This window comes from Parabacteroides sp. ASF519 (genome assembly GCF_000364265.2).
In the GTDB taxonomy this organism is placed as follows: Bacteria; Bacteroidota; Bacteroidia; order Bacteroidales; family Tannerellaceae; genus Parabacteroides; species Parabacteroides goldsteinii.
In genome coordinates, this window is sequence record NZ_AQFV02000006.1 from 1,099,338 (window position 1) to 1,120,159 (window position 20,822).

Here is a 20,822-nt window from a genome sequence, read left to right on the forward strand (position 1 = left end):
TTCTAATTATGAATAATTCTGTCATTCAACTCCGCTAACTTGGCATTGTTCCAGCGGTCGGTTGTACCTACCAGATAGCCGGTGATGCGTTGTAGCTTGTCCAGATGTTTGCTGCCGCATTTGGGGCATTCGTCCAGATGGTTTGCTGCGTTTTCGTAGCCACAATCCAGACAGCGGTTGCGGTTATGGTTTACCGAGCCGTAGCCGATATTGTATTTATCCATCATGTCGACCACCTTCATGATCACTTCCGGGTTGTGGGTGGCGTCGCCGTCTATTTCCACATAGAAGATATGGCCGCCGCCTGTCAGTGCGTGGTAAGGGGCTTCTACTTCTGCTTTATGGCGGGCGCTACATTTGTAATATACCGGGACATGGTTGGAATTCGTGTAATAATCGCGATCGGTAATACCGGGTAACGGTCCGAATTTCTTGCGGTCTCTGGCGGTAAACTTACCGGAAAGTCCTTCTGCCGGAGTTGCCAGTACACTGTAATTATGCTGATAACGTTCCGAGAACTGGTTTACACGGTCACGCATATAAGTCACGATCCGTAATCCCAGTTCCTGTGAGGCTGTATCTTCGCCGTGATGTTTGCCGGTCAGGGCAACCAGGCATTCTGCCAGTCCGATGAATCCGATTCCCAGTGTGCCCTGGTTGATAACCGGGGCAATTGTATCGGTCGGTTTCAATTTCTCGCTGCCCAGCCATAAAGAGGACATCAGTAGCGGGAACTGTTTGGCATAAGCCGTTTTTTGGAATTCCATACGTTCATGAAGTTGAAGGGCCGTGGTTTCCAGCATTTCATCCAGCTTTGCGAAGAAACGGGCAATCCGCTCTTCCTTATTTTCAATGTCCATGCATTCGATTGCCAGGCGTACGATGTTGATCGTCGAGAACGACAGGTTGCCGCGTCCGATAGATGTTTTCGGTCCGAAACGGTTTTCGAATACGCGGGTACGGCATCCCATGGTTGCCACTTCGTATTTGTAACGTTCGGGATCGTCGGCTCTCCAGTCTTCATGCTGGTTGAATGTGGCATCCAGGTTCAGGAAGTTCGGGAAGAAGCGACGGGCTGTCACTTTACAGGCCAGTTCATACAGGTCATAGTTCCGGTCTTCCGGCAGATAACTTACGCCCCGTTTCTTTTTCCATATCTGGATCGGGAAAATGGCGGTTTCACCGTTGCCGACACCCCGGTATGTGCTTTTCAGCAATTCACGGATAATGCAGCGGCCTTCGGCTGACGTATCCGTCCCGTAGTTGATGGAGCTGAATACCACCTGGTTACCACCGCGTGAATGGATCGTGTTCATGTTGTGGATGAAAGCTTCCATGGACTGATGAACGCGGCTGACGGTTTTATTGATAGCATGCTGTACGAGCCGTTTGTCTCCGGTCAGGCCATCCAGCGGACGGGTTACATAATCGTCTATTTCTTTATTATAAAGGTGTGAATAGTCTACGCCATTCAGATCTTCCAGATTTTTGACTTCTTCGATATAGCTGTTACGCACATAAGGTGCCAGGTAAAAATCGAAAGCCGGGATCGCCTGTCCGCCATGCATCTCATTTTGTGCAGTTTCTAAAGAGATACATCCCAGGATACTTGCCGTTTCGATACGTTTGGCGGGGCGTGATTCGCCGTGTCCGGCCGAGAATCCATATTTAAGGATGCGGTCCAGCGGATGCTGTACGCAAGTCAGGCTCTTGGTCGGGTAATAATCTTTATCATGAATATGCAGGTAATTGTTGGCAACCGCCTCTTTTACCTCTTCGCTCAACAGGTAATCGTCAACGAACGGTTTGGTTGTCTCACTGGAAAATTTCATCATCATACCTGCGGGGGTGTCTGCGTTCATATTTGCATTTTCGCGGGTAATGTCGTTCGACTTGATATTGATGATTTCCAGGAACATATCGCGGGTTTTTGCTTTACGGGCAACACTGCGCTGATTGCGGTAGGCAATGTATTTCTGAGCCACATCCTTGCGGCTACTGTTCATTAGTTCCAGTTCGACAGCGTCCTGAATCGCTTCGACTGTCATTTGCGGTTCTCCTTTGAATGAAATATGATCCGTGATCTGGCGGATCAACTGCAAATCTTCTCCATTTTCCGTATGCAGCATCGCTTTACGGATCGCCGTTACTATTTTTTCCTCATTAAATCCGACGATACGTCCATCCCTTTTGATAACTGTCTGAATCATGATAATTGTATTGGTGTATTACTTTTTATTCTCCTGCAAAGGTATACTCAATTGTTATATAGTTTTCTTTTTGGAAAACTTTTAACGGGTTAAATTATGTCAAATGATTGATAGTCATATATGTTATTTGTAAAAACGGAAAACTTTGAAGATTTTGATGATAAAAAGTTTTCCCAAAAAGGCTGCTTGGTGATAATTGGGTATAATGTGAAAGGTATCAATTGTTTATGCAGAAAAACAGAGAAAACAGGGGCGATTCCGGTCAATCGCCCTGTCTGTCGATAGTACGAAATATCTATAATTGCTTATTTGGATTGCTATTTGTCTTTCAGTAATTCGATAAACATGGTTGTCGTCAGTAATATCCCAATGGCAACGCAGACTAGGATAAGTAATAAGTTTACATATTTCGCATTCGGCTTCGAGCCGGTGTGCAGGTTGTTGGCGAAATATTCTTTGAAGAAAAGATATAACGCCGGGACGGAAGCACTGGCCAGCAGGAAATCTTCCGGGATATTGAAGTAATATGTTTTTGACAAGCCGATCAGCGACCAGTGTGTCAGAAACAGGACTATGAACATGTTGATATTCTTAGAGAAGAACAACAGGAGTCCGATGGTGAAAACAACGACCGAACAAGGCATGATCGGCGAAGTTATTTCCGGGAAAGTCAGTCCCCGTGCCATCGATATCAGCGGATAGATAAACGGCATGGCAAACAGGAAGTACGCCAACCAGTCATATTTGCGGGTACGTTCGAAAGTGGTGTATCCTGACAAGGCATCCCACCCCCATAGTATCGCCATGATCGCCCAGAATAAGGCCATCACTTCGTTGTAGCTGCGCTCGGCACAGTAGATGTAGTAGTAGATGACCGATATCCACAGATAGACGGCAATCAGATAGATTTTCATTCCGTTCTTTACCCACGGCTGAGGGTTGCGGGTCAGCAGGACGGTCAATATTATCCCGATCAGGATAATTCCCAGTTGCCATTCCCAGGTTGCTGCATTGTAGAGTCCTATCGTTTTCCAGAAAATTTCCATAGAGTTATTCGTATGCTGATGATTTTATTTGCGTCGTGTTAATGAAAAAGCCTTACCCGGCAGGAGGAAGATCGGCAGTGTCGCACCGACCGTCAGCATGAAGATCGCGGTGAAGGTAACGAAACCGTTCGACATGAACATTTCAATATATTTCGCTTTCTGTACCGGTTCGTCCATCGTCTGGAGGAACATGATCAGCGAGAAAACCATGTTGTAGGCAAATTTGCCTGGGATCATCGGCAATAAAGCCGGGATATAAAGCACTGTCATCGGGCAGTAAATCCTGCCTCCCAGCCACAAACTACCGAATCCGATCACCAATGCCCCGAACAGGGAGGCGGTGGCGATATCCACACCAAAGAAAGTCATCAGGCAGAATCGGCAGGCATGGCCTACGGCAGCCAGCAAGGCAATGTAAGGAAACGCCCGCATAGGTGGGTCGGAAATCGCACCGAAACCAATACCTGCAATGGCTGCAAAAAGTCCGTCTAAAAGAATATCCAATACTATCATATCAAATTATTTTTTACCATCATTAATGTGAAAGAAAGCCCGATCGCGATACAGATAATCAGCATCAGTGCATTGACCAGCCGGGCAAAACCGGTCAGTATATACCCTTCGACAATATCGATGACCCCATTGATCAGCGGTACGCCCGGTATCAGGAACAGGACGCTCGTTGCCAGTGCAATGTCCGAGGTCGTGTCGAATATCAACGCTGTAGAGGCACAAAGCGATGCAATAAAGGCCGATACCACGAAGATTATGTAATGATTGAATTTCCGTATCTGCATCTGTTGTTTCAGGAAAAAACCGGTGATAGTCGCAGAAAAGACAATCCCCATCGAAGTAATATCTCCCCCGAACAGGCGGCAGAAAGAGGCATTGGCAAACCCTACCAGTATCAGAACGAAAAGCGGATCAATGTGCGGGCTGGCGATAATCTCCTCATATTTATCTTTTAATTCTTCCAGCGACAAATGTTTGTCATACGTTTCCCAACTCAGAGCGCTCAGTTTGGCGTTCTTCTCGAAACTTATCGGAAGGGCGGGGATATCGATCACCTCGCTGTATGTTTCTTTCGTATCATTGTCGGAGATCGTCAGAATAATATTTTTCTGAAAAATGCTGATTTTAACATCAGCGCCATATGCTTCTCCTATTCGTTTGGAACTCCGGACTACCCGGGATGTGTGTACCCCGCATCCCATCATATGGGCGGAGTACTCTGCGATGAATTTGGCTACGGGTAGCAAAGATTCATTTCTACTCATGTCGTATTTTTTATATATGAACCGGATTCTATTCCGGAATGTTTCTTTTTGCTGGCTGAAAAACGGGCGATAAACCTAAACCGGGGCGCAAAAGTATAAAAAACTTATTTTATATCATTGTTTTGTCTTTTATTTTTGTGGTTTTTCTCGTGGGCAAAAAAACGCAATGATTTAAATATAGAAATAATTGAGCTATCAGTTTATAGCGACGGGAGTAACCAATTCCCCTCTCAAGAGGGGAGACAGGTACAACCAGTCACTATAAATAGCTCAATTCTGATAAGATCTGAACCAATGACACTATCTTTGTTGGTTGTTATTGCCCAGAGCCTCCCATAATATCCAGCAATTCATTGGTGATGGCCTGCTGGCGGTTTTTGTTGTATTGCAACGTCAGTTCCTGGATCAGGTCGTTGGCGTTGTCGTTGGCTGTCTGCATGGCAAGCATGCGGGCGGCATGCTCGGAAGTGACAGTGTCGAGCAAGGTCGTGTAAATGTTCAGATGGAGCACTTTGGGGAGCAGTAAGGCAAGCAACTGTTCGGCAGACGGCTCCAGAATATAGTTGCTCGAAGCACTTTCCGGGTCTGCTTCCGGTAAGGAAACCGGAAGGAAAACCTTTTCGGTCAGTATCTGCTCCGCCATATTCTTGAAATGATGGTAGAGTAGTTCCACCCGGTCGACCTGGGCAGAGATATACAACTCCATCAGGGCAGTTGCCAGTTGCGAAGCATCCTCGTAGGCCGGTTTGTCGCCGATCGTAAGGAAGCTGTCATTGGTTTGATAACCAGCTTTATGCAATTCGTCCGCCACCTTTTTGCCGATCGGATAAATGCGCACGGTTATACCGTCCGCCTCATACTGGTGGAGATGGACTGTTAACTCTTTCCATATGTTCGCATTGAAAGCGCCACACAACCCGCTGTTGGAGGAAAAAGCGACGATAGCCACCTGTTTGACCTCGCGAACAGCTGCGTAGGGCGAACTCATATCACTTTCAGCCGACAGCGTGCCCCTTAATATGGCGCTCAGCTTACTCTCGTATTCGAGCATATGTTCGACAATCGTCTGCGTATGATGCAGTTTGGCAGAAGACACCATCCTCATGGCGGAGGTGATCTTCTGCGTGTTTCTGATCGACGCAAGACGGATTTTTATCTCTTTCAGTGATGCCATAGTCTAATTTCTGTTATCAACCTGCTTTATATGCCCCGCTGACCTGGTGGGCTGTTTCTTCCAGGATACGGCTGACTTCATCATTTATCACACCCGATTTTAATATATCGAGTACGTCTTTCTGATGATTGGTGATCAGAGTCTGTAAGAACGCATTCTCAAAATCGTGTACCTTATCCAGCGGAACCTCTTTCAGTAAACCTTTGGTACCGCAATACAGGATAGCGATTTGCTGTTCCACAGGCATCGGGTTATACTGGGGTTGTATCAATAGTTGTGTATTCTTCTGTCCTTTGTCGATCGTGAAGGCGGTTACCGCATCCATATCGCCGCCGAATTTTGTGAACGATTCCAGTTCGCGGAACTGTGCCTGGTCGATTTTCAGCGTACCGGCCACCTTCTTCATCGCTTTCAACTGTGCGTTACCACCCACACGGGATACGGAAATGCCCACGTTGATAGCCGGACGGTTTCCCTGGTTGAACAGGTCTGTTTCCAGAAATATCTGTCCGTCGGTGATGGAAATTACGTTGGTCGGGATATAAGCCGACACGTCACCCGCCTGCGTCTCGATAATCGGCAGGGCAGTGAGCGAACCGCCACCTTTTACCTTATCTTTCATGCTATCGGGCAGGTCGTTCATCTGGCTGGCTACTTCCTGTTGGTTGATGATTTTCGCTGCACGTTCCAACAGGCGTGAATGCAGATAGAAAATATCACCCGGATACGCCTCGCGGCCCGAAGGACGACGAAGGATCAGGGATACCTCGCGATAAGCGACTGCCTGTTTCGACAAGTCATCATAGACAACCAATGCATGACGTCCGCTGTCGCGGAAATATTCGCCGATGGCAGCTCCGGCAAAAGGAGCGAAATATTGCATGGCAGCCGGGTCGGAAGCAGTGGCACTGACTACGATCGTGTAATCCATCGCCCCTTTTTCCTGTAAAGTGTTTACCAGAGAAGCGACTGTAGAACCTTTCTGTCCGATCGCCACATAGATACAGTAAACCGGATTGCCGGCTTCATAATTACTGCGTTGATTGATGATCGTGTCGATGGCGATCGAGGTTTTACCAGTCTGACGGTCACCGATAATCAATTCACGTTGCCCGCGTCCGATAGGGATCATGGCATCTACGGCTTTGATACCAGTCTGTAACGGCTCGTTTACCGGCTGGCGGTAGATAACGCCCGGAGCTTTTCGTTCCAGCGGCATCTGGCATTTCTTTCCGACAATCTCGCCTTTACCGTCGATCGGGTTACCCAGCGGATCGATTACACGACCGATCATGTTTTCGCTTACGTTGATGGAAGCGATGCGACGTGTACGTTTCACCGTGTCGCCTTCTTTTACCTGGTCGGTCGGTCCGAGCAATACGGCACCTACGTTATCTTCTTCCAGGTTCATCACGATGGCTTCCATTCCGTTGTCGAATTGCAACAATTCATTGGCTTCGGCATTGTCCAGCCCGTAGATACGTGCCACACCGTCACTGACCTGAAGCACAGTGCCCACCTCTTCCAGATGGATCGTGGTGTTGATACCTTCCAGTTGTTCGCGTAAAATGGCGGAAACTTCACTTACTTTTATCTGGTCTGTCATACGTTTTTCTTTTTTAATTTTTTTCGATTAGCTGATTTCTGATTTCCCGCAGTTGCCGGGCGTAACTGGCATCTATCCGGGTATTACCGATACGGAGCACGAAGCCACCGATCAGTTCCGGCTTGATCACTCCCATGAATTCGATGGTGTTGCCGGTTTCTTCCTTCAGCCGTTTCTTTAAATGTTCCTGTGTCGCTTCATCTACCGGAGCCGGCGTCTTGAACAACACACGGGTGATCTTTTTGTCTTTCCGGTACATATGGATATAAATATATGCCATTAGCGGTAACAAGCTCTCTCTCTTGTGCTGAAGTACCAGGCGGATAAAACGGGTGAACAACTCGCATACTTCCAGGCCGGCGGCGGTAGTCAGCAACTTTACTTTCTCCTCCAGGGGAAAGATGGGGTTGTCGAGCACCACTTTCAGTCCCGGCTCCTGCTCGAAACTGATGGTCAGCATCTTCATGTCATCATATACCCGGTCCTCCTGCCGCTTGTCTTTTGCCAGCGAAAAGAGTGCTTTGACGTACCGGGAAGAGATTGTACCTACGTCCATATCTTATGATTTACTAAACGAAACATTGTCGAGCAGCCCGTTGATGATCTTTTCCTGTTCATCGGTACGGCTGATTTTCTCTTTCATCACTTTCTCTGCAATGGCGACTGACAGGTCGGCGATTTCGGTGCGGACTTCGCGGATGGCTTTGTCCTTTTCTTCCCCTATCCGGCGTGTCGCTTCCTCCAGTTGCAGATGTGCCTCAGCGGATGCCTTTTGCCGGGCTGCGCTGATAATCTGTTCTTTTTCGGCCAGGGCTTGTTTCAGAATCTCATTCTGCTGCTCTCTTGCCTGGGCAAGAATCTTTTCGCTTTCGGCCTGGATGCCGGCAAGTTGTTCGTTTGCCTGGCGGGCCGATTCGAGGGAATGATCGATGTATTCTTTCCGTTGTTCCACGGCTTTGATGATTACCGGGAAACCATATTTGGAAAGAATAACAAAGACGATTCCGAAAGAAAGGATCATCCAGAATAAAAGCCCTGCGTCTGGTGTGAGCAATGACATAGTTTACTTTTATTTATTGGAACAATCCTAAGAAACATACTACGATCGCAAACAGGGCAACACCTTCTACCAAGGCACCCATGATAAGCATGGACGTACGGATGTCACCGGCTGCCGACGGTTGGCGGCTGATACCTTCGACGGCACCTTTACCGATCAATCCGATACCTATACCTGCACCGATAGCAGCTAATCCTGCTCCTACTGTTGCTCCAAGTTTAGCGATGCCTGCACCGGCTGCTGCTTGTAATAAAATTGCTGATAACATAACTCTCAATCTTTAAAATTAGTAATCTTATTATTAATAAATATGTTTGTTCATTCCCGTACTTTGGCCAATCCGATATAGTTGGCCGACAACAGGGTGAATATATAGGCCTGAAGGCATGCCACCAACAGTTCGAGGCAGTTCATAAACACGGTGAACAATACGGATACGATTGTCATCGTGCCGTTTATGGCTGTTCCCATCGAGGCGGTGATGAATATCAGGCAAGTCAACGCCAGAATGATTGTATGTCCGGCCATGATATTGGCAAACAGACGGATCATCAGGGCGAACGGCTTGGTGAGTATGCCGAAAAATTCCACGAAGGGCATGATCGGCAACGGTAACTTCAGGAAGATAGGGGCATTGGGCCAGAATATCTCCTTCCAGTATTCCTTGGTAGCGAACAGGTTCACTGCCAGGAACGTACATAAAGCGAGCACGGCGGTAATGGTGATATTACCGGTGATATTGGCTCCTCCCGGGAAAATCGGAATAATACCGATCAGGTTGTTTATCAGGATGAAGAAGAAGACCGTCAGCAGATAAGAAGAGAAAGGCTTATATTCTTTGCCGATTCCTTCCTTCACTACGCCGTCATGTATGAACATGACCGCCATCTCCATCAACCCGGTAAATCCTCCGGGGGCTTCATACGGATGCTTTTTATACCAACGGGCGGTACGCAGCACGATGAAAAGCAGTAAGCCGCAACTGAGAAGCAGGCCGCATACGTTTTTGGTAAGCGACAAGTCCCAGGGTTTTACTTCTTCGCCTCTGCTGTTTTTCTCTACCACCTTTCCGGCATGTTTCCCTTCCTTGGAGATGTAATAGTTATGATGCACATTACCATGATGCAGGTGTGAGGAGAGGAACAAGTCCCATCCGCGTTCTTCGCTTTTCAGCAGGACGGGCAGCGGTATGGAAATCTCTTTTCCGTTCCACTCCGTGATGTGCCAGGTGTAGGCATCCTTGATGTGTGAGAATACGATATCCTGCACATCTACCTCACCTTGTTTCGCATCCGTGGAGGCGCTTACCGGAAAGCTGATGCAAACCAGTAACAAGAAAGTAAACCAAAACAGGCCGTTATTTTTTATTCTGTTCATCTTTTTCTTTTTTCTCACTAATCATTCTCTTTTTCTCAAACAGATACAATGTATATGTTTCCAGTACAAGATAAATGAAATAGAACAACATCATCGTGAAGCCGAAGGCTTTCAGGTTCTGTCCGACCAAAGCGGCATAAAGCCACAGGAAAACCAGTGCGAGCGTGAATTTGCAGAGGCGGACTACCATATAAGTAACAACTGTGACGTCTCCGTGTTTCCGTTTGACATGATCCAGAAAATAGATCATTAACATACTGCTTAACCAGTAAAACACCGGTATCGACGGATACCACTCAAAATAATGCGAAGGCCAGATGGTGTATAACAAGCCTCCCAGGGAGACGCCGATAACTACATTAATAAAGGTAGTCAAGCCCATTAGCTTCATTCTTAATCTACCGCTCATGATCGTATTTTTTTATTCGATGCATACGGACAGGATATCGTCTTTTATCTCGACGAATCCGCTCTGTATTTTTATTTCTTGTTCTTTCTTTTCATCTGTCTGGTACCGGATAACGCCTTCTTCCAGGGCTGCGATCATCGGAGCGTGATGGGGCAGGACGTCGAATGAGCCTGCCGTACCCGGAAAGGATACATAATCTGTCTCTCCTTTGAATAAAACACCACCAGGGGATATGATTTCCAGTTCCATACGTTTTTAATTTGCTTGTTCTGCCAGTTTCTTTCCTTTTTCAATCACATCTTCAATCGTTCCTACATTCAGGAAGGCCTGTTCAGGGATATCGTCGGTTTCACCGTCCATGATCATATTGAATCCGCGGATGGTGTCTTCGATAGAGACCATTACGCCCGGTACGCCGGTGAATTGTTCCGCCACGGCGAAAGGCTGCGACAGGAAACGTTGTACACGGCGGGCGCGGTTAACCGTCTGGCGGTCCTCGTCCGAAAGTTCCTCCATACCCAGGATGGAGATAATATCCTGCAACTCCTTGTTACGCTGGAGTATCTGTTTCACACGCTGTGCCGTTTCGTAATGTTCCTTGCCTACGACCAGCGGGTCGAGGATACGGGATGTCGATTCCAGCGGGTCGACTGCCGGATAGATACCCAGTTCGGTAATCTTACGGCTCAGCACGGTGGTAGCATCCAGGTGCGTAAAGGTCGTTGCCGGTGCCGGGTCGGTCAAGTCGTCTGCCGGCACGTAAACAGCCTGCACGGAGGTGATGGAACCTTTTTTCGTAGAGGTGATACGTTCCTGCATGGCTCCCATTTCGGTAGCCAGTGTCGGCTGATAACCTACTGCCGACGGCATACGTCCCAACAGGGCGGAAACTTCGGAACCGGCCTGCGTGAAACGGAAGATATTATCTATAAAGAACAGTATATCGCGAGTCTCGCCTTCCGGAGCCAGGTCGCGGAACGATTCGGCGATGGTCAATCCCGAGAGGGCGACCGACGAACGTGCTCCCGGCGGTTCGTTCATCTGTCCGAACACCAGTGTCGCCTGCGATTTAGCCAGTTCTTCGTGGTCTATCTTCGACAGGTCCCAATGACCGGCTTCCATACTTTCCTTAAATTCTTTACCGTAACGGATTACATTCGACTGTATCATTTCGCGCAGCAGGTCGTTACCTTCACGGGTACGTTCACCCACGCCGGCGAAAACAGAAAAACCGTTATTCTTTTTGGCAATGTTATTGATCAGTTCCATGATAAGAACCGTCTTTCCGACTCCGGCGCCACCGAACAACCCGATTTTACCTCCTTTGGAATAGGGTTCCAGCAGGTCGATCACCTTGATACCGGTGTAGAGCACCTCTTTGCTGGTTGTCAGATCTTCAAACTTCGGCGGCTCACGATGGATAGGGAGAGCTCCTTTTTTATCCAGCATTTTCATCCCGTCGATCGGATCGCCTGTCACGTTCATCAAACGCCCCTTTACCTGATCGCCGACCGGCATGGTAATGGGCGAACCGCATGATACGGCTTCCATTCCTCGTTGCAGTCCGTCTGTCGTATCCATAGCGACTGTACGGACTGTGTTTTCCCCAATGTGTTGCTGAACTTCCACGATCAGTATTTTCCCATTAGGACGGGTTATCTCCATGGCGTCATGAATACGGGGTAGCACTATTTTCTCTTCTTTTTCATTATCGAAGTGAATATCCACGACTGGACCGATAACCTGTGAAACATAACCTTTTGTTTCTCCCATACAATTCTTTTTAAACCTCGTCAATATATTTTTTCAACCGTGCAATATTACGAAAACAACCTGTCGGAAACCCGAACATATTACTTTTTTGGCTTTTTTGCATTTAGTTAAACTTTAAACTAATTTTATAGTCATTCTGAAATGAACCAATTGTTTTGTGATATGGAACAATTTGAGGAAAAATTACGCTGTTTTTTGAAGAATAAGGAGTGGCATTTTGTGTGCGGAGTGGTTTGGGGGATGGTGGTCTGATCTGTTAAATTATATTACCAGGAGTAGTATTTTAAATTATCAGGTATAGTAATTGATATTATTTGTATTTTTGTCACCGGATTATGGTGTAACGGTTTGGCTTCCGCTGACCGTTAGTAATAGGGAATCCGGTGCAAGTCCGGAGCTGTACCCGTAGCTGTAAGTTCTGCAACCCCGGCAAATCTTGTTGCCACTGAGGATTTTAGGATCCTTGGGAAGGCGGCCGATCATGGGAGAACAAGTCAGAAAACCTGCCATTATTCTATATATACAATGCCTCGGGTAAGGTGTTGATGGAACTTGATATATGCGTACATTATTTATTATAGTATTTATATGCCTGTCAGGCATATTTCTGTGCGTGCCTGTTCTGCACGCACAGCAGATCGATACGACTGTTTATCACCAGCTGAAAGGTGTTGAGGTCGTGGAAAAGGCGCGTCCTTCCACAACCCGCGAAGCTACACCTTTACAAGTTATGGACCGAGCCGGTTTCGATCGGCTGGGGTTGCATGATTTGTCGGAAGCAGTAACACATTTCTCCGGTGCTGCCGTTAAGGATTACGGTGGAATAGGAGGGTTGAAAACAGTTTCCGTACGTAGCCTCGGAGCACAACATACGGCTGTCAGCTATGATGGCGTAACGATCACCGATGCCCAGAGCGGGCAGGTAGATATAGGCCGTTTCTCGTTGGATAATGTGGAGAGGGTGTCGTTGTCGATCGGACAGACAGATGATATTTTCCAGACGGCACGGATATATGCGTCGGCAGGAGTGTTGAATATAAAAACGATGCAACCGGATTTTACAATCCGTCCGTTTCATGTAAAGGCACAGGTAAGGGCCGGTTCATTTGGTTTGGTTAATCCGTATCTGCGTTATGAGCAGAGGCTTGGAAAGCATTTTTCAGCAACAGGGCAGGTCGATTGGCTCCGAGCGGATGGTAATTATCCCTTTATCCTGAAAAACGGGATGCAGGAAGATAAGATGAAACGTAAGAATAGTGATATAGAATCTGTAAGAACAGAGTTGAATATCTTTGGCGATCTGGGCCGGGGCGGTAGTCTTTCTTTAAAAGGTTATTATTTTGATTCGGAACGGGGATTGCCTGGTTCGGTAATTTTGTATAACGACTATTCAGGCGAGCGTTTGTGGGATAAGAATGCTTTTGCACAAGCTTATTATCTGAATCGTTTTAATTCTCATTTTGTATTGCAGGCACAAGCTAAGTTTAATTATACCTGGAGTAAATATGTGAATGTGAACAATAATTATGAAGATGGCTCGCGGGTAGACCTTAATACTCAACGTGAATATTACGGTTCTGCATCAGCTTTATATTCTCCTCTTGAACATTTGTCTTTTTCGTTAACTACCGACTTTTCTCTTAATACATTGGATAATAATATCCCGAACTGTCCTTTTCCTACACGCTATACTTCTTTGTCGGTACTGGCTGCCCAATATCAGGACAGCCGTTTTACAGCAACAGCCAGTTTGTTGAATACGTTCATAAGGGAAGAAGTGCGACGGGGCGATCGTCCAGATGACCGGAAGCGCCTTTCTCCTGCAGTTAGTATCTCCTGGCGTATTTTTTCTGATCAGAATGTTCGTATCCGTGCTTCTTATAAGGATATTTTCAGAGTTCCGACATTTAACGACCTGTATTATCTCCGGATAGGGAATACAAATCTGAAACCCGAGCGCGCTACCCAATATAACCTGGGTCTTACTTGGAGCGGTGAACTCTTTTCGTTTTTGCCTTATGTAAATGCAACTGTCGACGGATACTATAATCGTGTTCGCGATAAAATAGTTGCACTTCCTACCCTGTACATATGGAAAATGATGAATATGGGAGAAGTTGCAATTAGTGGCATCGATGTGAATCTGTCTGCCGAAATACCGCTTTGGCAGCAGTTTAACCTGATGTTACAGGGGGGCTATACCTGGCAGAAAGCGATCGATATAACAGACGAAACAGCAAAAAACTATCGCAATCAGATCCCTTATACTCCTCGTCATGCGGGTTCAGCTTCTTTGTCCGTTAATAATCCGTGGGTGAATGTTACTTATAGTTTGACTGCAGCCGGCGACCGGTATGCTCTGCCACAGAATATAGAAGATAATTTGATAAAACGGTATGTAGAACAGACTATCTCTATTAATCGCGAATTTTCAATCCGTTCCTGTAAGCTTCGCCTGCAGGGGGAAATTGTTAATATAGGAAACATCACGTATGATGTTATTAAATTTTATCCGATGCCGGGACGTTCCTTCCGGGTAACGGTTTTGTTCAGCTTTTAATGTGTAAACTAATATATTTAAATATTTATTTTATGGAAAAGAAAAAGTTTCTGTTTGTTTCTGCCTTGTGTGCATTGATGGCAATGCCTTTTGTTTCTTGTAGTGATGATGACGATCCTAAGCCGGAAATTCCCGGGGAACAGGAAACGACAGGTGTTTATATACTGAATGCCGGGAAAATGAACTCTAATAATGCGACGCTGGATTATTATAATCCTGAAACGAAAGACTTGACAACTAAAGTGTTTTCCTCAATAAATGGTTGTGGATTAGGTGATACGGCCAATGATATGCTGATTTATGGTTCCAAAATGTATATTGCAGTGAGTACTTCGGCTAGTATAGAGGTAACAGACCTTGCAGGGAAGTCGTTGAAAAAGATCAGCCCGAAAGATGATGCTGGTGTTCCCCAACAACCGCGTATGCTGACTACTTATAACGGAAAAGTGTATGTGACCTTGTTTGACGGACATTTGGCTTGTATCGATACGACTTCTATGGATATTACACAGAAGGTAAAAGTTGGACCAAATCCTGAAGGTGTTTGCGGACTGAATGGTAAATTATATGTAGCAAATTCGGGTGGATATAATGAAGTGCCCGATTCTACTTTATCTGTTGTTGATGCAGCTTCGTTTACTGTAACATCAGAAGTAAAAGTGAATGCAAACCCTAAAACGATTCAGAAAGATAGCGAAGGTCATCTGTATGTGCTTTCTTTAGGTGATTATCATATTATGGAAAACAACACATTACAACGTTTAACTGTTTCAGGAGACAACGTAACCAGTTCTGTTATCGAATCAAATAGCCAGATTGTTTCTACAATATGCAATGACATGGTGTATATATACAGTGCAAAACAAGAGAATTGGGTGGTTACAGGCTATGAATTCAAAGTGTATGATGCCAAAAAGGACAAGATGGAAGAGAAAGGTTTTATCACTGACGGTACAGTTGTGGATAAAACTTATTGCATGAGTTCCGATCCTGTTACTAACAATGTTTACATCGGAACTTCTGACTATACAAATACAGGCGATATGTATATTTTTACATCTGAAGGTAAGCTTATTAATAAGTTAGTACTTTCCGGTCTTAATCCGATGGGTGCTTATTTTATAACAGCGGAATAATCCGGTTGTTTTGAAATATGAAGCAACTCTTGTTTATATTACTGATTTTTTGGACTGTGTCGTGTACCCAGTCTGGGAAGTCGGTGTCTGGGAATGAGGCCCATTCTTCTGATTCCATCCTCTATGCCCGTGGTTTCACCATACAGCACTTCACTGACTATACATCGGTAGAGGTCCGCGACCCTTGGGACAGCACCCGCATCCTGCAACGTTATCTGTTGGTGGATCGCGGTGCGTTGATGCCCGGTGATTTGCCTAAGGGGACAGTTGTACGGACACCGGTGAAGAATATCGTGGTTTATACCTCCGTTCATGCGGCTATTATCGACCAGTTGGAGGAAGCCGATAAGGTGATCGGCGTGTGTGAACCCCGGTATATGGATACGCCTTCCATTCAAGAGGGTTTGCGTGCCGGAAAGATTGCCGATCTGGGAGAGGCGACGGCGCCGAATATCGAAAAGATTATAGATATAGGGGCAGAGATCATTATAGCTTCTCCTTTTCAGAATGCAGGATACGGACCTGCCGAGAAACTGGGTATTCCTATCATTGAGGCCGCCGATTACATGGAGTCGTTGCCGTTGGGACGGACTGAATGGATACGTTTCTATGGCTTGTTATTCGGTAAGGAAGCGATGGCGGATTCAATCTTCCGGGAAACGAAAGGCCGTTATCTGGAACTGAAAGAGCTGGCAAAGACAGTCACTAACCGTCCGACAGTCATCTCCGAAAAGAAATTCGGTTCTTCCTGGTATATGCCGGCAGGCGATAGCTATGTCGCCCATCTCTACAACGATGCCGGAGCCGATTATATCTTCAAAGACCTTCCCGGAGCGGGCAGTACCCCTTTGGCTTTTGAAACCGTACTCGACAAGGCGATCCATGCCAATATGTGGCTGATCAAATATAATCAAACAAACGACATGACCTATAAAGACCTTCGTACCGAGTATACGCCCTATGAAAACTTTGATGCCTTTAAGAACCGCCGGATTTATACCTGTAATACGGGAATAGTACCCTATTACGAGGAATTTCCGATACATCCCGATTACCTCCTGAAAGACCTTGTATGGGTATTCCATCCGGAGTTATTGCCGGGTTATACGCCCCGGTATTATCGGAAGATGGAGTAATCCTACTAATTATTAAGACTAACCTATGGACTAACTAATTCAAAGGTTACGACTTAGTGTTTTCAGGGTGTACACCGTAGTTGATTATGGTGTACAGGATAACTAGCCAAGGTGTACAGGGTAATCCACTACCCTGTACACCCTGATAGTAGTGGGTAAGGACTTTCGTTCTAGTGAGTAAGGAGTTTCGACTTAATAAGTGGTAGCCTTCCTTTTAGTTGTAGGGTGGGTAGGGGATAATAAAACAAAATCCCCGGCTCAGAGATTGAGGCCGGGGATTTTCTGTAGTTTGGCATTTGAATTATAGGGAGTTGTTATTTTGGTCCGTTATGCGTAACCGTTCAGCATTCCGTAGAAATACATCGGTTTCAACATGTAAACTTTCAGTAACCAGGCCGCCCATTGTTCCTTGGATGTGTCCAGCATGCTGAACGGGAACGAGTGAACCGGCTTTTTATCATAGTCGAACTCGCACAACAGTACGTGTCCATAGTCTGTTACGATCGGGCAGGCAGCATATCCGTTGTATTTCTCAACAGGTTCTTTGCCTTCCATCAACGAGATCAGGTTTTTGGCAGCGATCGGCACTTGCATGCGTACTGCCGCAGATGTTTTACTGGTCGGTATCCCGGCAACATCTCCCAGGGAGACGATGTTCGGATAAGTTTTGTGAACCAGTGTCGCTTTATCAACCATCACCCAGGCATCGGCAGCCAGTTTGCCTTCCGTCCATCCCAGACCGGCCTCGCGAACGAAATCGGGAGCCGACATAGGCGGAGTGAAATGAAGGAAATCGTAATCTTCCACGAATGGAGTATATACTTTCTCTTCTCCGACTGTTTCAACCTTTTCAAAATGTACCTGTTTGGCTGCCGTATCGACACCTTTCACGCGAACGTTGAGATTGATGGGAATATTACGTTCCTTGTAAATCTCCAGCAGACGGGGAGTATAAAACGGAATATCGTACAGCTCTTTCGCTGCTGTGAAGTAATCCAGTTTCAAATTGTCCCGTGTGCCTTGTTTGCGGCTGTAATCTTCTGTCAGCAAACAAATCTTTTTCGGTGCTCCGCCACATTTATGCTTTGTGTATGTATCTGTGTAGATACCACGGCCGCCTGTCTTTGCGAATTCCTGAAGCGCTTTCCAGGTTTTTTGTGCACCTTCGTAATCATATATACAGTGAGCATTTCCTGCTCCTAATGTATCGTGTGTAATCCCTTCCACCTTTTCCCAGTTAATCTGTATGCCTGGTGTCAGGACCAAAAAGTCATAAGCGACTTTTCCATTGTTGTTCGTTGTTACCAGGTTCATGACCGGGTCAACGGCGGCAACAGAATCTTTAATCCATTTTACGCCGTCGGGAATGCAATCTTCCTGCTTCTTCCATACTTCGTCCGGTTTATAAACACCGGAGGCGATCAATGTAAAGCCGGGTTGGTAGAACTGTCGGTCGCTGGGGTCTATCAATGTAATGTCCGGGCTATCCAACCAGTGCATCAAACGTGCAGCCATACTAATTCCGGCAGCCCCTCCACCGATTATCAGGATTTTCCCTTTTGCATTGCTAGAGAATGCATGAGCTTTTTGTGTACCCACAGCAGTTATAACTCCTGCTGCTGTTAATATTTTGAGGAAATGGCGGCGACTGATACCCTGCCTTTCCAACTCTTCCAGTTGTTCTTCCAAATCGTGCTTCATCATGTCTATAGAAATTAAGATTCAATTGCACTGGCAAAGGAAACACATTTAGAAACATAACGATTAAAAAGTACTACTACACTACTTGCGCAAATGTTTTGTGTGAGAGGAAATACTACATCAAGCCTTTCTCATGTCTACTACAGTGGCGGGTAATTAATTGTATAATAGCAGTTTGGAGGAATACTGATTCTAGAAAATACTTTTTAGAAATTCATGAGGAAATCAATGAGATTCGTATCGCTGTCGAGTGACAGGCGCTTTCTTAACCGGTACCGTCGTAATTCTATCGCACGGACTGATACGTTTAACAATGATGCGATTTCTTTGGTGGAAAGATTCATGCGGAGCAGGCAACAGATACGTAAGTCGCCGGTGGTAATGTCGGAGTATTGTTGGCGTAACCGGTCAATGAAATTCTGATGGGCGCTGTTGAAATGCGTCTCAAACAACAACCAGTCCGCCTGGTCGTTCAACGATTCTTCCATCAGGTTTTTCATCCGGGTGTACAGTTTGTTCGGATACCGGTCGCCCAATGTCTCTTTCTGTTGCTCCAGTTCGTCAAGCAGTTTCTGTACCGCCTGGTTTCTTTTTACCAGGGCAGAGGTTTGCAGGGTCAGTTCGTTATTCTTGTTTTGCAGCTCGGCTTCCAGCATCCGGCTTTTCATCTGCTGGATTTTCTGTTCTTCCGCCTGCCTTTTTGCATCCAGCTTGCTCTTTTCTTCCCGTTGCAGGTTTTTCAGATGGTAGCTGAGTGTGTATTTGCCTATTACGGCGATGGCGATGATATAGATCAGCCACGCCCATATCGTGTTGTACCAGGCCGGGCGGACGGTGATCGGAATGGCGATTTCAAGGTACGGCCCTTTTACTACATATTTCCGGATCTTGAGTACGTATTTTCCTTCCGGAAGTTGCAGGAAAGAGATCTCCCCGCCTTTTTGCCAGGGCGACCAGTTTGAAGAAACACCCTCTATCATATAACTGATCTGATGGTTCGGGGTAAAGATCGTGCTTCCTACATAGACGGAAAGTTCCTGGAAATTATGGGGGAGGGTGATCTTTTCCGAATTGACCGGCAAGTTGTGTACGCCATCTTTGTCGATATACTTTATTTCGGATATTTGCAGGGGCGTGGCAGGGCCGAGGCTTCCCTCTATCAGGTCGCGTATATTGATCAGCAAGGCTCCCTGCATGGCCGAGATCAGGTGAAGCGTGTCATTCAAAGGATATATCCTCCGGTCTCTGCTCACCATATTCATATTGTAGTTATTGAGCAGAATGCGGCATTTCAGTGTCCCTTTCCCGTTATCGTTATGGAACAGGCCGGCTTCGTTTTTGGCACAAAGCCAATAGGTGTTATCGCCGATAGGATAGATCTGTTCCGCATGGGCAAACTCTCCCAATGATTCGGTGTCGTAGAATACATTGCTGACACGGAGCGAGTCGTACACACTGTTCTGTGGCAGGAGGTGGAATGTCTCTTTCTTTATATCGACCGGTTCAAAATGATCACCGGCGTCTAATGTCCTTTTGAAATATCCGATATTCGTCTGGATATATAATGTGTCGTTGAAGAGCGTAGCATTTTTCAGTTTTCCTATCTGGCTTCGCTTCCCCAGCAAAGTGATCGAGGGGTCGAATGTTATCTGTGAGATGCCATTGTCGAAAGCCAGCCATATCTGTTGCGCATCCTGGATGCAGATGGCGCGCACGATATTGTCGGGTAATGACTGGTCGTGGGTTGACAGATGGCGCAGGATAGTCCCTTCCGGGCTTGTTATATATAATCCGTTGTTGGTGGTACCGATAAAATACAGATCGTTTATTGTCGTAAAGACAGAGGGTTGTGCATGCAGTATCTCGTCGGGCAGGATGAACGGAATGGGAGCGGGCGGTTCTTTAAACTTGACTTCTGCCGGTATCGTGGAGAGCTTATGGTAACGCATAACACCTAAATGGTCGAGGGTCCATCCTCCGAAAGAACCTTCACTGATGGTATAGATCGTGTCGTTGAGGAATGTTACGCCGTTTATAACCGATTTATCGGGTGTTTCATAAAGCTTCCAGGTGTTTCCGTCAAATGTGAGCAGTCCGGAATTATTGGCTACATAGAGCACGCCGTCGGAGGCTACCGACAGTCCCCAGTTCTGACAACTGGCTTTATAATCATCTACCGAGAAGTTTTTTACGAATAAATTAGGGACGACTACCGATGCATGCGCGACCATGAATGTCACCATGAATATCAGGAATAATAACGGTAGTCTGTACATGGGCATGATTTAAAATTAAACAGGTAGAGACAAGGTAATACCCTGTCTCTACGTATTATGGTCACAAATATAATAAAAATA

At 46.2% G+C, this 20,822-nt stretch carries 18 protein-coding genes and 1 riboswitch; of the genes, 3 read left to right on the top strand and 15 right to left on the bottom strand.

The window, feature by feature from the left end; translation table 11 throughout:
- Nucleotides 1-2 precede the first annotated feature (2 nt).
- The 13 genes from C825_RS04195 to atpD all read right to left on the bottom strand — a co-directional run bounded on the left by C825_RS04195 (nucleotide 3) and on the right by atpD (nucleotide 11,932).
- A complete protein-coding gene (locus C825_RS04195; protein ID WP_010801512.1) occupies nucleotides 3-2,210 on the bottom strand; it encodes an anaerobic ribonucleoside triphosphate reductase in 2,208 nt (735 codons plus the stop codon).
- 317 nt (nucleotides 2,211-2,527) lie between these two features.
- Nucleotides 2,528-3,256: a DUF6064 family protein gene (locus C825_RS04200; RefSeq protein ID WP_010801513.1), complete on the bottom strand. Its 729-nt coding sequence runs from the start codon at nucleotides 3,254-3,256 to the stop codon at nucleotides 2,528-2,530.
- Between the two features lie 24 nt (nucleotides 3,257-3,280).
- Nucleotides 3,281-3,769 (bottom strand): threonine/serine exporter family protein, encoded by a 489-nt coding sequence (locus tag C825_RS04205; protein WP_007655663.1) that lies wholly within the window; start codon nucleotides 3,767-3,769, stop codon nucleotides 3,281-3,283.
- Nucleotides 3,766-4,533 (bottom strand): threonine/serine exporter family protein, encoded by a 768-nt coding sequence (locus tag C825_RS04210; RefSeq protein ID WP_007655662.1) that lies wholly within the window; start codon nucleotides 4,531-4,533, stop codon nucleotides 3,766-3,768. Before C825_RS04210 ends, C825_RS04205 begins: the two co-directional genes overlap by 4 nt.
- Before the next feature lie 316 nt (nucleotides 4,534-4,849).
- A complete protein-coding gene (locus C825_RS04215) occupies nucleotides 4,850-5,707 on the bottom strand; it encodes a F0F1 ATP synthase subunit gamma (protein ID WP_010801514.1) in 858 nt (285 codons plus the stop codon).
- Between the two features lie 16 nt (nucleotides 5,708-5,723).
- Nucleotides 5,724-7,313 carry a F0F1 ATP synthase subunit alpha gene (gene atpA / locus C825_RS04220; RefSeq protein ID WP_010801515.1) on the bottom strand — a complete coding sequence of 530 codons (1,590 nt, stop codon included), beginning with the start codon at nucleotides 7,311-7,313 and terminating at the stop codon, nucleotides 5,724-5,726.
- Nucleotides 7,314-7,326: 13 nt separating this feature from the next.
- Nucleotides 7,327-7,869, bottom strand: a complete 543-nt coding sequence (locus C825_RS04225; RefSeq protein ID WP_010801516.1) for a F0F1 ATP synthase subunit delta — start codon at nucleotides 7,867-7,869, stop codon at nucleotides 7,327-7,329.
- Between the two features lie 3 nt (nucleotides 7,870-7,872).
- On the bottom strand, nucleotides 7,873-8,373 hold the full coding sequence (atpF, locus tag C825_RS04230) for a F0F1 ATP synthase subunit B (protein WP_007655658.1): 501 nt from the start codon (nucleotides 8,371-8,373) through the stop codon (nucleotides 7,873-7,875).
- A 13-nt stretch (nucleotides 8,374-8,386) separates the two neighbouring features.
- On the bottom strand, nucleotides 8,387-8,641 hold the full coding sequence (atpE, locus tag C825_RS04235; RefSeq protein WP_007655657.1) for an ATP synthase F0 subunit C: 255 nt from the start codon (nucleotides 8,639-8,641) through the stop codon (nucleotides 8,387-8,389).
- A 50-nt stretch (nucleotides 8,642-8,691) separates the two neighbouring features.
- Nucleotides 8,692-9,750 carry a F0F1 ATP synthase subunit A gene (gene atpB / locus C825_RS04240; protein WP_044215193.1) on the bottom strand — a complete coding sequence of 353 codons (1,059 nt, stop codon included), beginning with the start codon at nucleotides 9,748-9,750 and terminating at the stop codon, nucleotides 8,692-8,694.
- Nucleotides 9,731-10,159 (bottom strand): hypothetical protein, encoded by a 429-nt coding sequence (locus tag C825_RS04245; protein ID WP_007655649.1) that lies wholly within the window; start codon nucleotides 10,157-10,159, stop codon nucleotides 9,731-9,733. The genes atpB and C825_RS04245 overlap by 20 nt, the downstream gene beginning before the upstream one ends.
- Nucleotides 10,160-10,171: 12 nt before the next feature.
- Nucleotides 10,172-10,408, bottom strand: coding sequence for a F0F1 ATP synthase subunit delta/epsilon (locus C825_RS04250; protein WP_007655647.1), 237 nt, complete (start codon nucleotides 10,406-10,408; stop codon nucleotides 10,172-10,174).
- Between the two features lie 6 nt (nucleotides 10,409-10,414).
- The gene (atpD, locus tag C825_RS04255; RefSeq protein ID WP_007655645.1) at nucleotides 10,415-11,932 is read right to left on the bottom strand and encodes a F0F1 ATP synthase subunit beta; all 1,518 of its coding nucleotides are present in this window, start codon (nucleotides 11,930-11,932) and stop codon (nucleotides 10,415-10,417) included.
- A 319-nt stretch (nucleotides 11,933-12,251) separates the two neighbouring features.
- A riboswitch (cobalamin riboswitch) is annotated at nucleotides 12,252-12,457 on the top strand.
- A gap of 34 nt (nucleotides 12,458-12,491) precedes the next feature.
- Between atpD and C825_RS04260 the strand changes: the two genes are divergently transcribed.
- From C825_RS04260 to C825_RS04270, 3 genes are read left to right on the top strand one after another with little or no spacing between them, the layout of a single operon-like run.
- Entirely contained in the window at nucleotides 12,492-14,492 is a 2,001-nt protein-coding gene (locus C825_RS04260; RefSeq protein WP_010801518.1) for a TonB-dependent receptor plug domain-containing protein, read from the top strand.
- Between the two features lie 32 nt (nucleotides 14,493-14,524).
- Complete coding sequence (locus tag C825_RS04265; protein WP_010801519.1) at nucleotides 14,525-15,628, top strand: YncE family protein; 1,104 nt, start codon at nucleotides 14,525-14,527, stop codon at nucleotides 15,626-15,628.
- A gap of 17 nt (nucleotides 15,629-15,645) precedes the next feature.
- Nucleotides 15,646-16,764 (top strand): ABC transporter substrate-binding protein, encoded by a 1,119-nt coding sequence (locus C825_RS04270; RefSeq protein ID WP_010801520.1) that lies wholly within the window; start codon nucleotides 15,646-15,648, stop codon nucleotides 16,762-16,764.
- Between the two features lie 327 nt (nucleotides 16,765-17,091).
- Here the strand turns inward: C825_RS04270 and C825_RS04275 are convergent, their stop codons facing one another.
- Together C825_RS04275 and C825_RS04280 are read right to left on the bottom strand one after the other, a co-directional pair.
- Entirely contained in the window at nucleotides 17,092-18,468 is a 1,377-nt protein-coding gene (locus C825_RS04275) for an NAD(P)/FAD-dependent oxidoreductase (RefSeq protein WP_007655629.1), read from the bottom strand.
- A gap of 203 nt (nucleotides 18,469-18,671) precedes the next feature.
- Nucleotides 18,672-20,741: a ligand-binding sensor domain-containing protein gene (locus C825_RS04280; protein WP_010801521.1), complete on the bottom strand. Its 2,070-nt coding sequence runs from the start codon at nucleotides 20,739-20,741 to the stop codon at nucleotides 18,672-18,674.
- Between the last annotated feature and the right edge of the window lie 81 nt (nucleotides 20,742-20,822).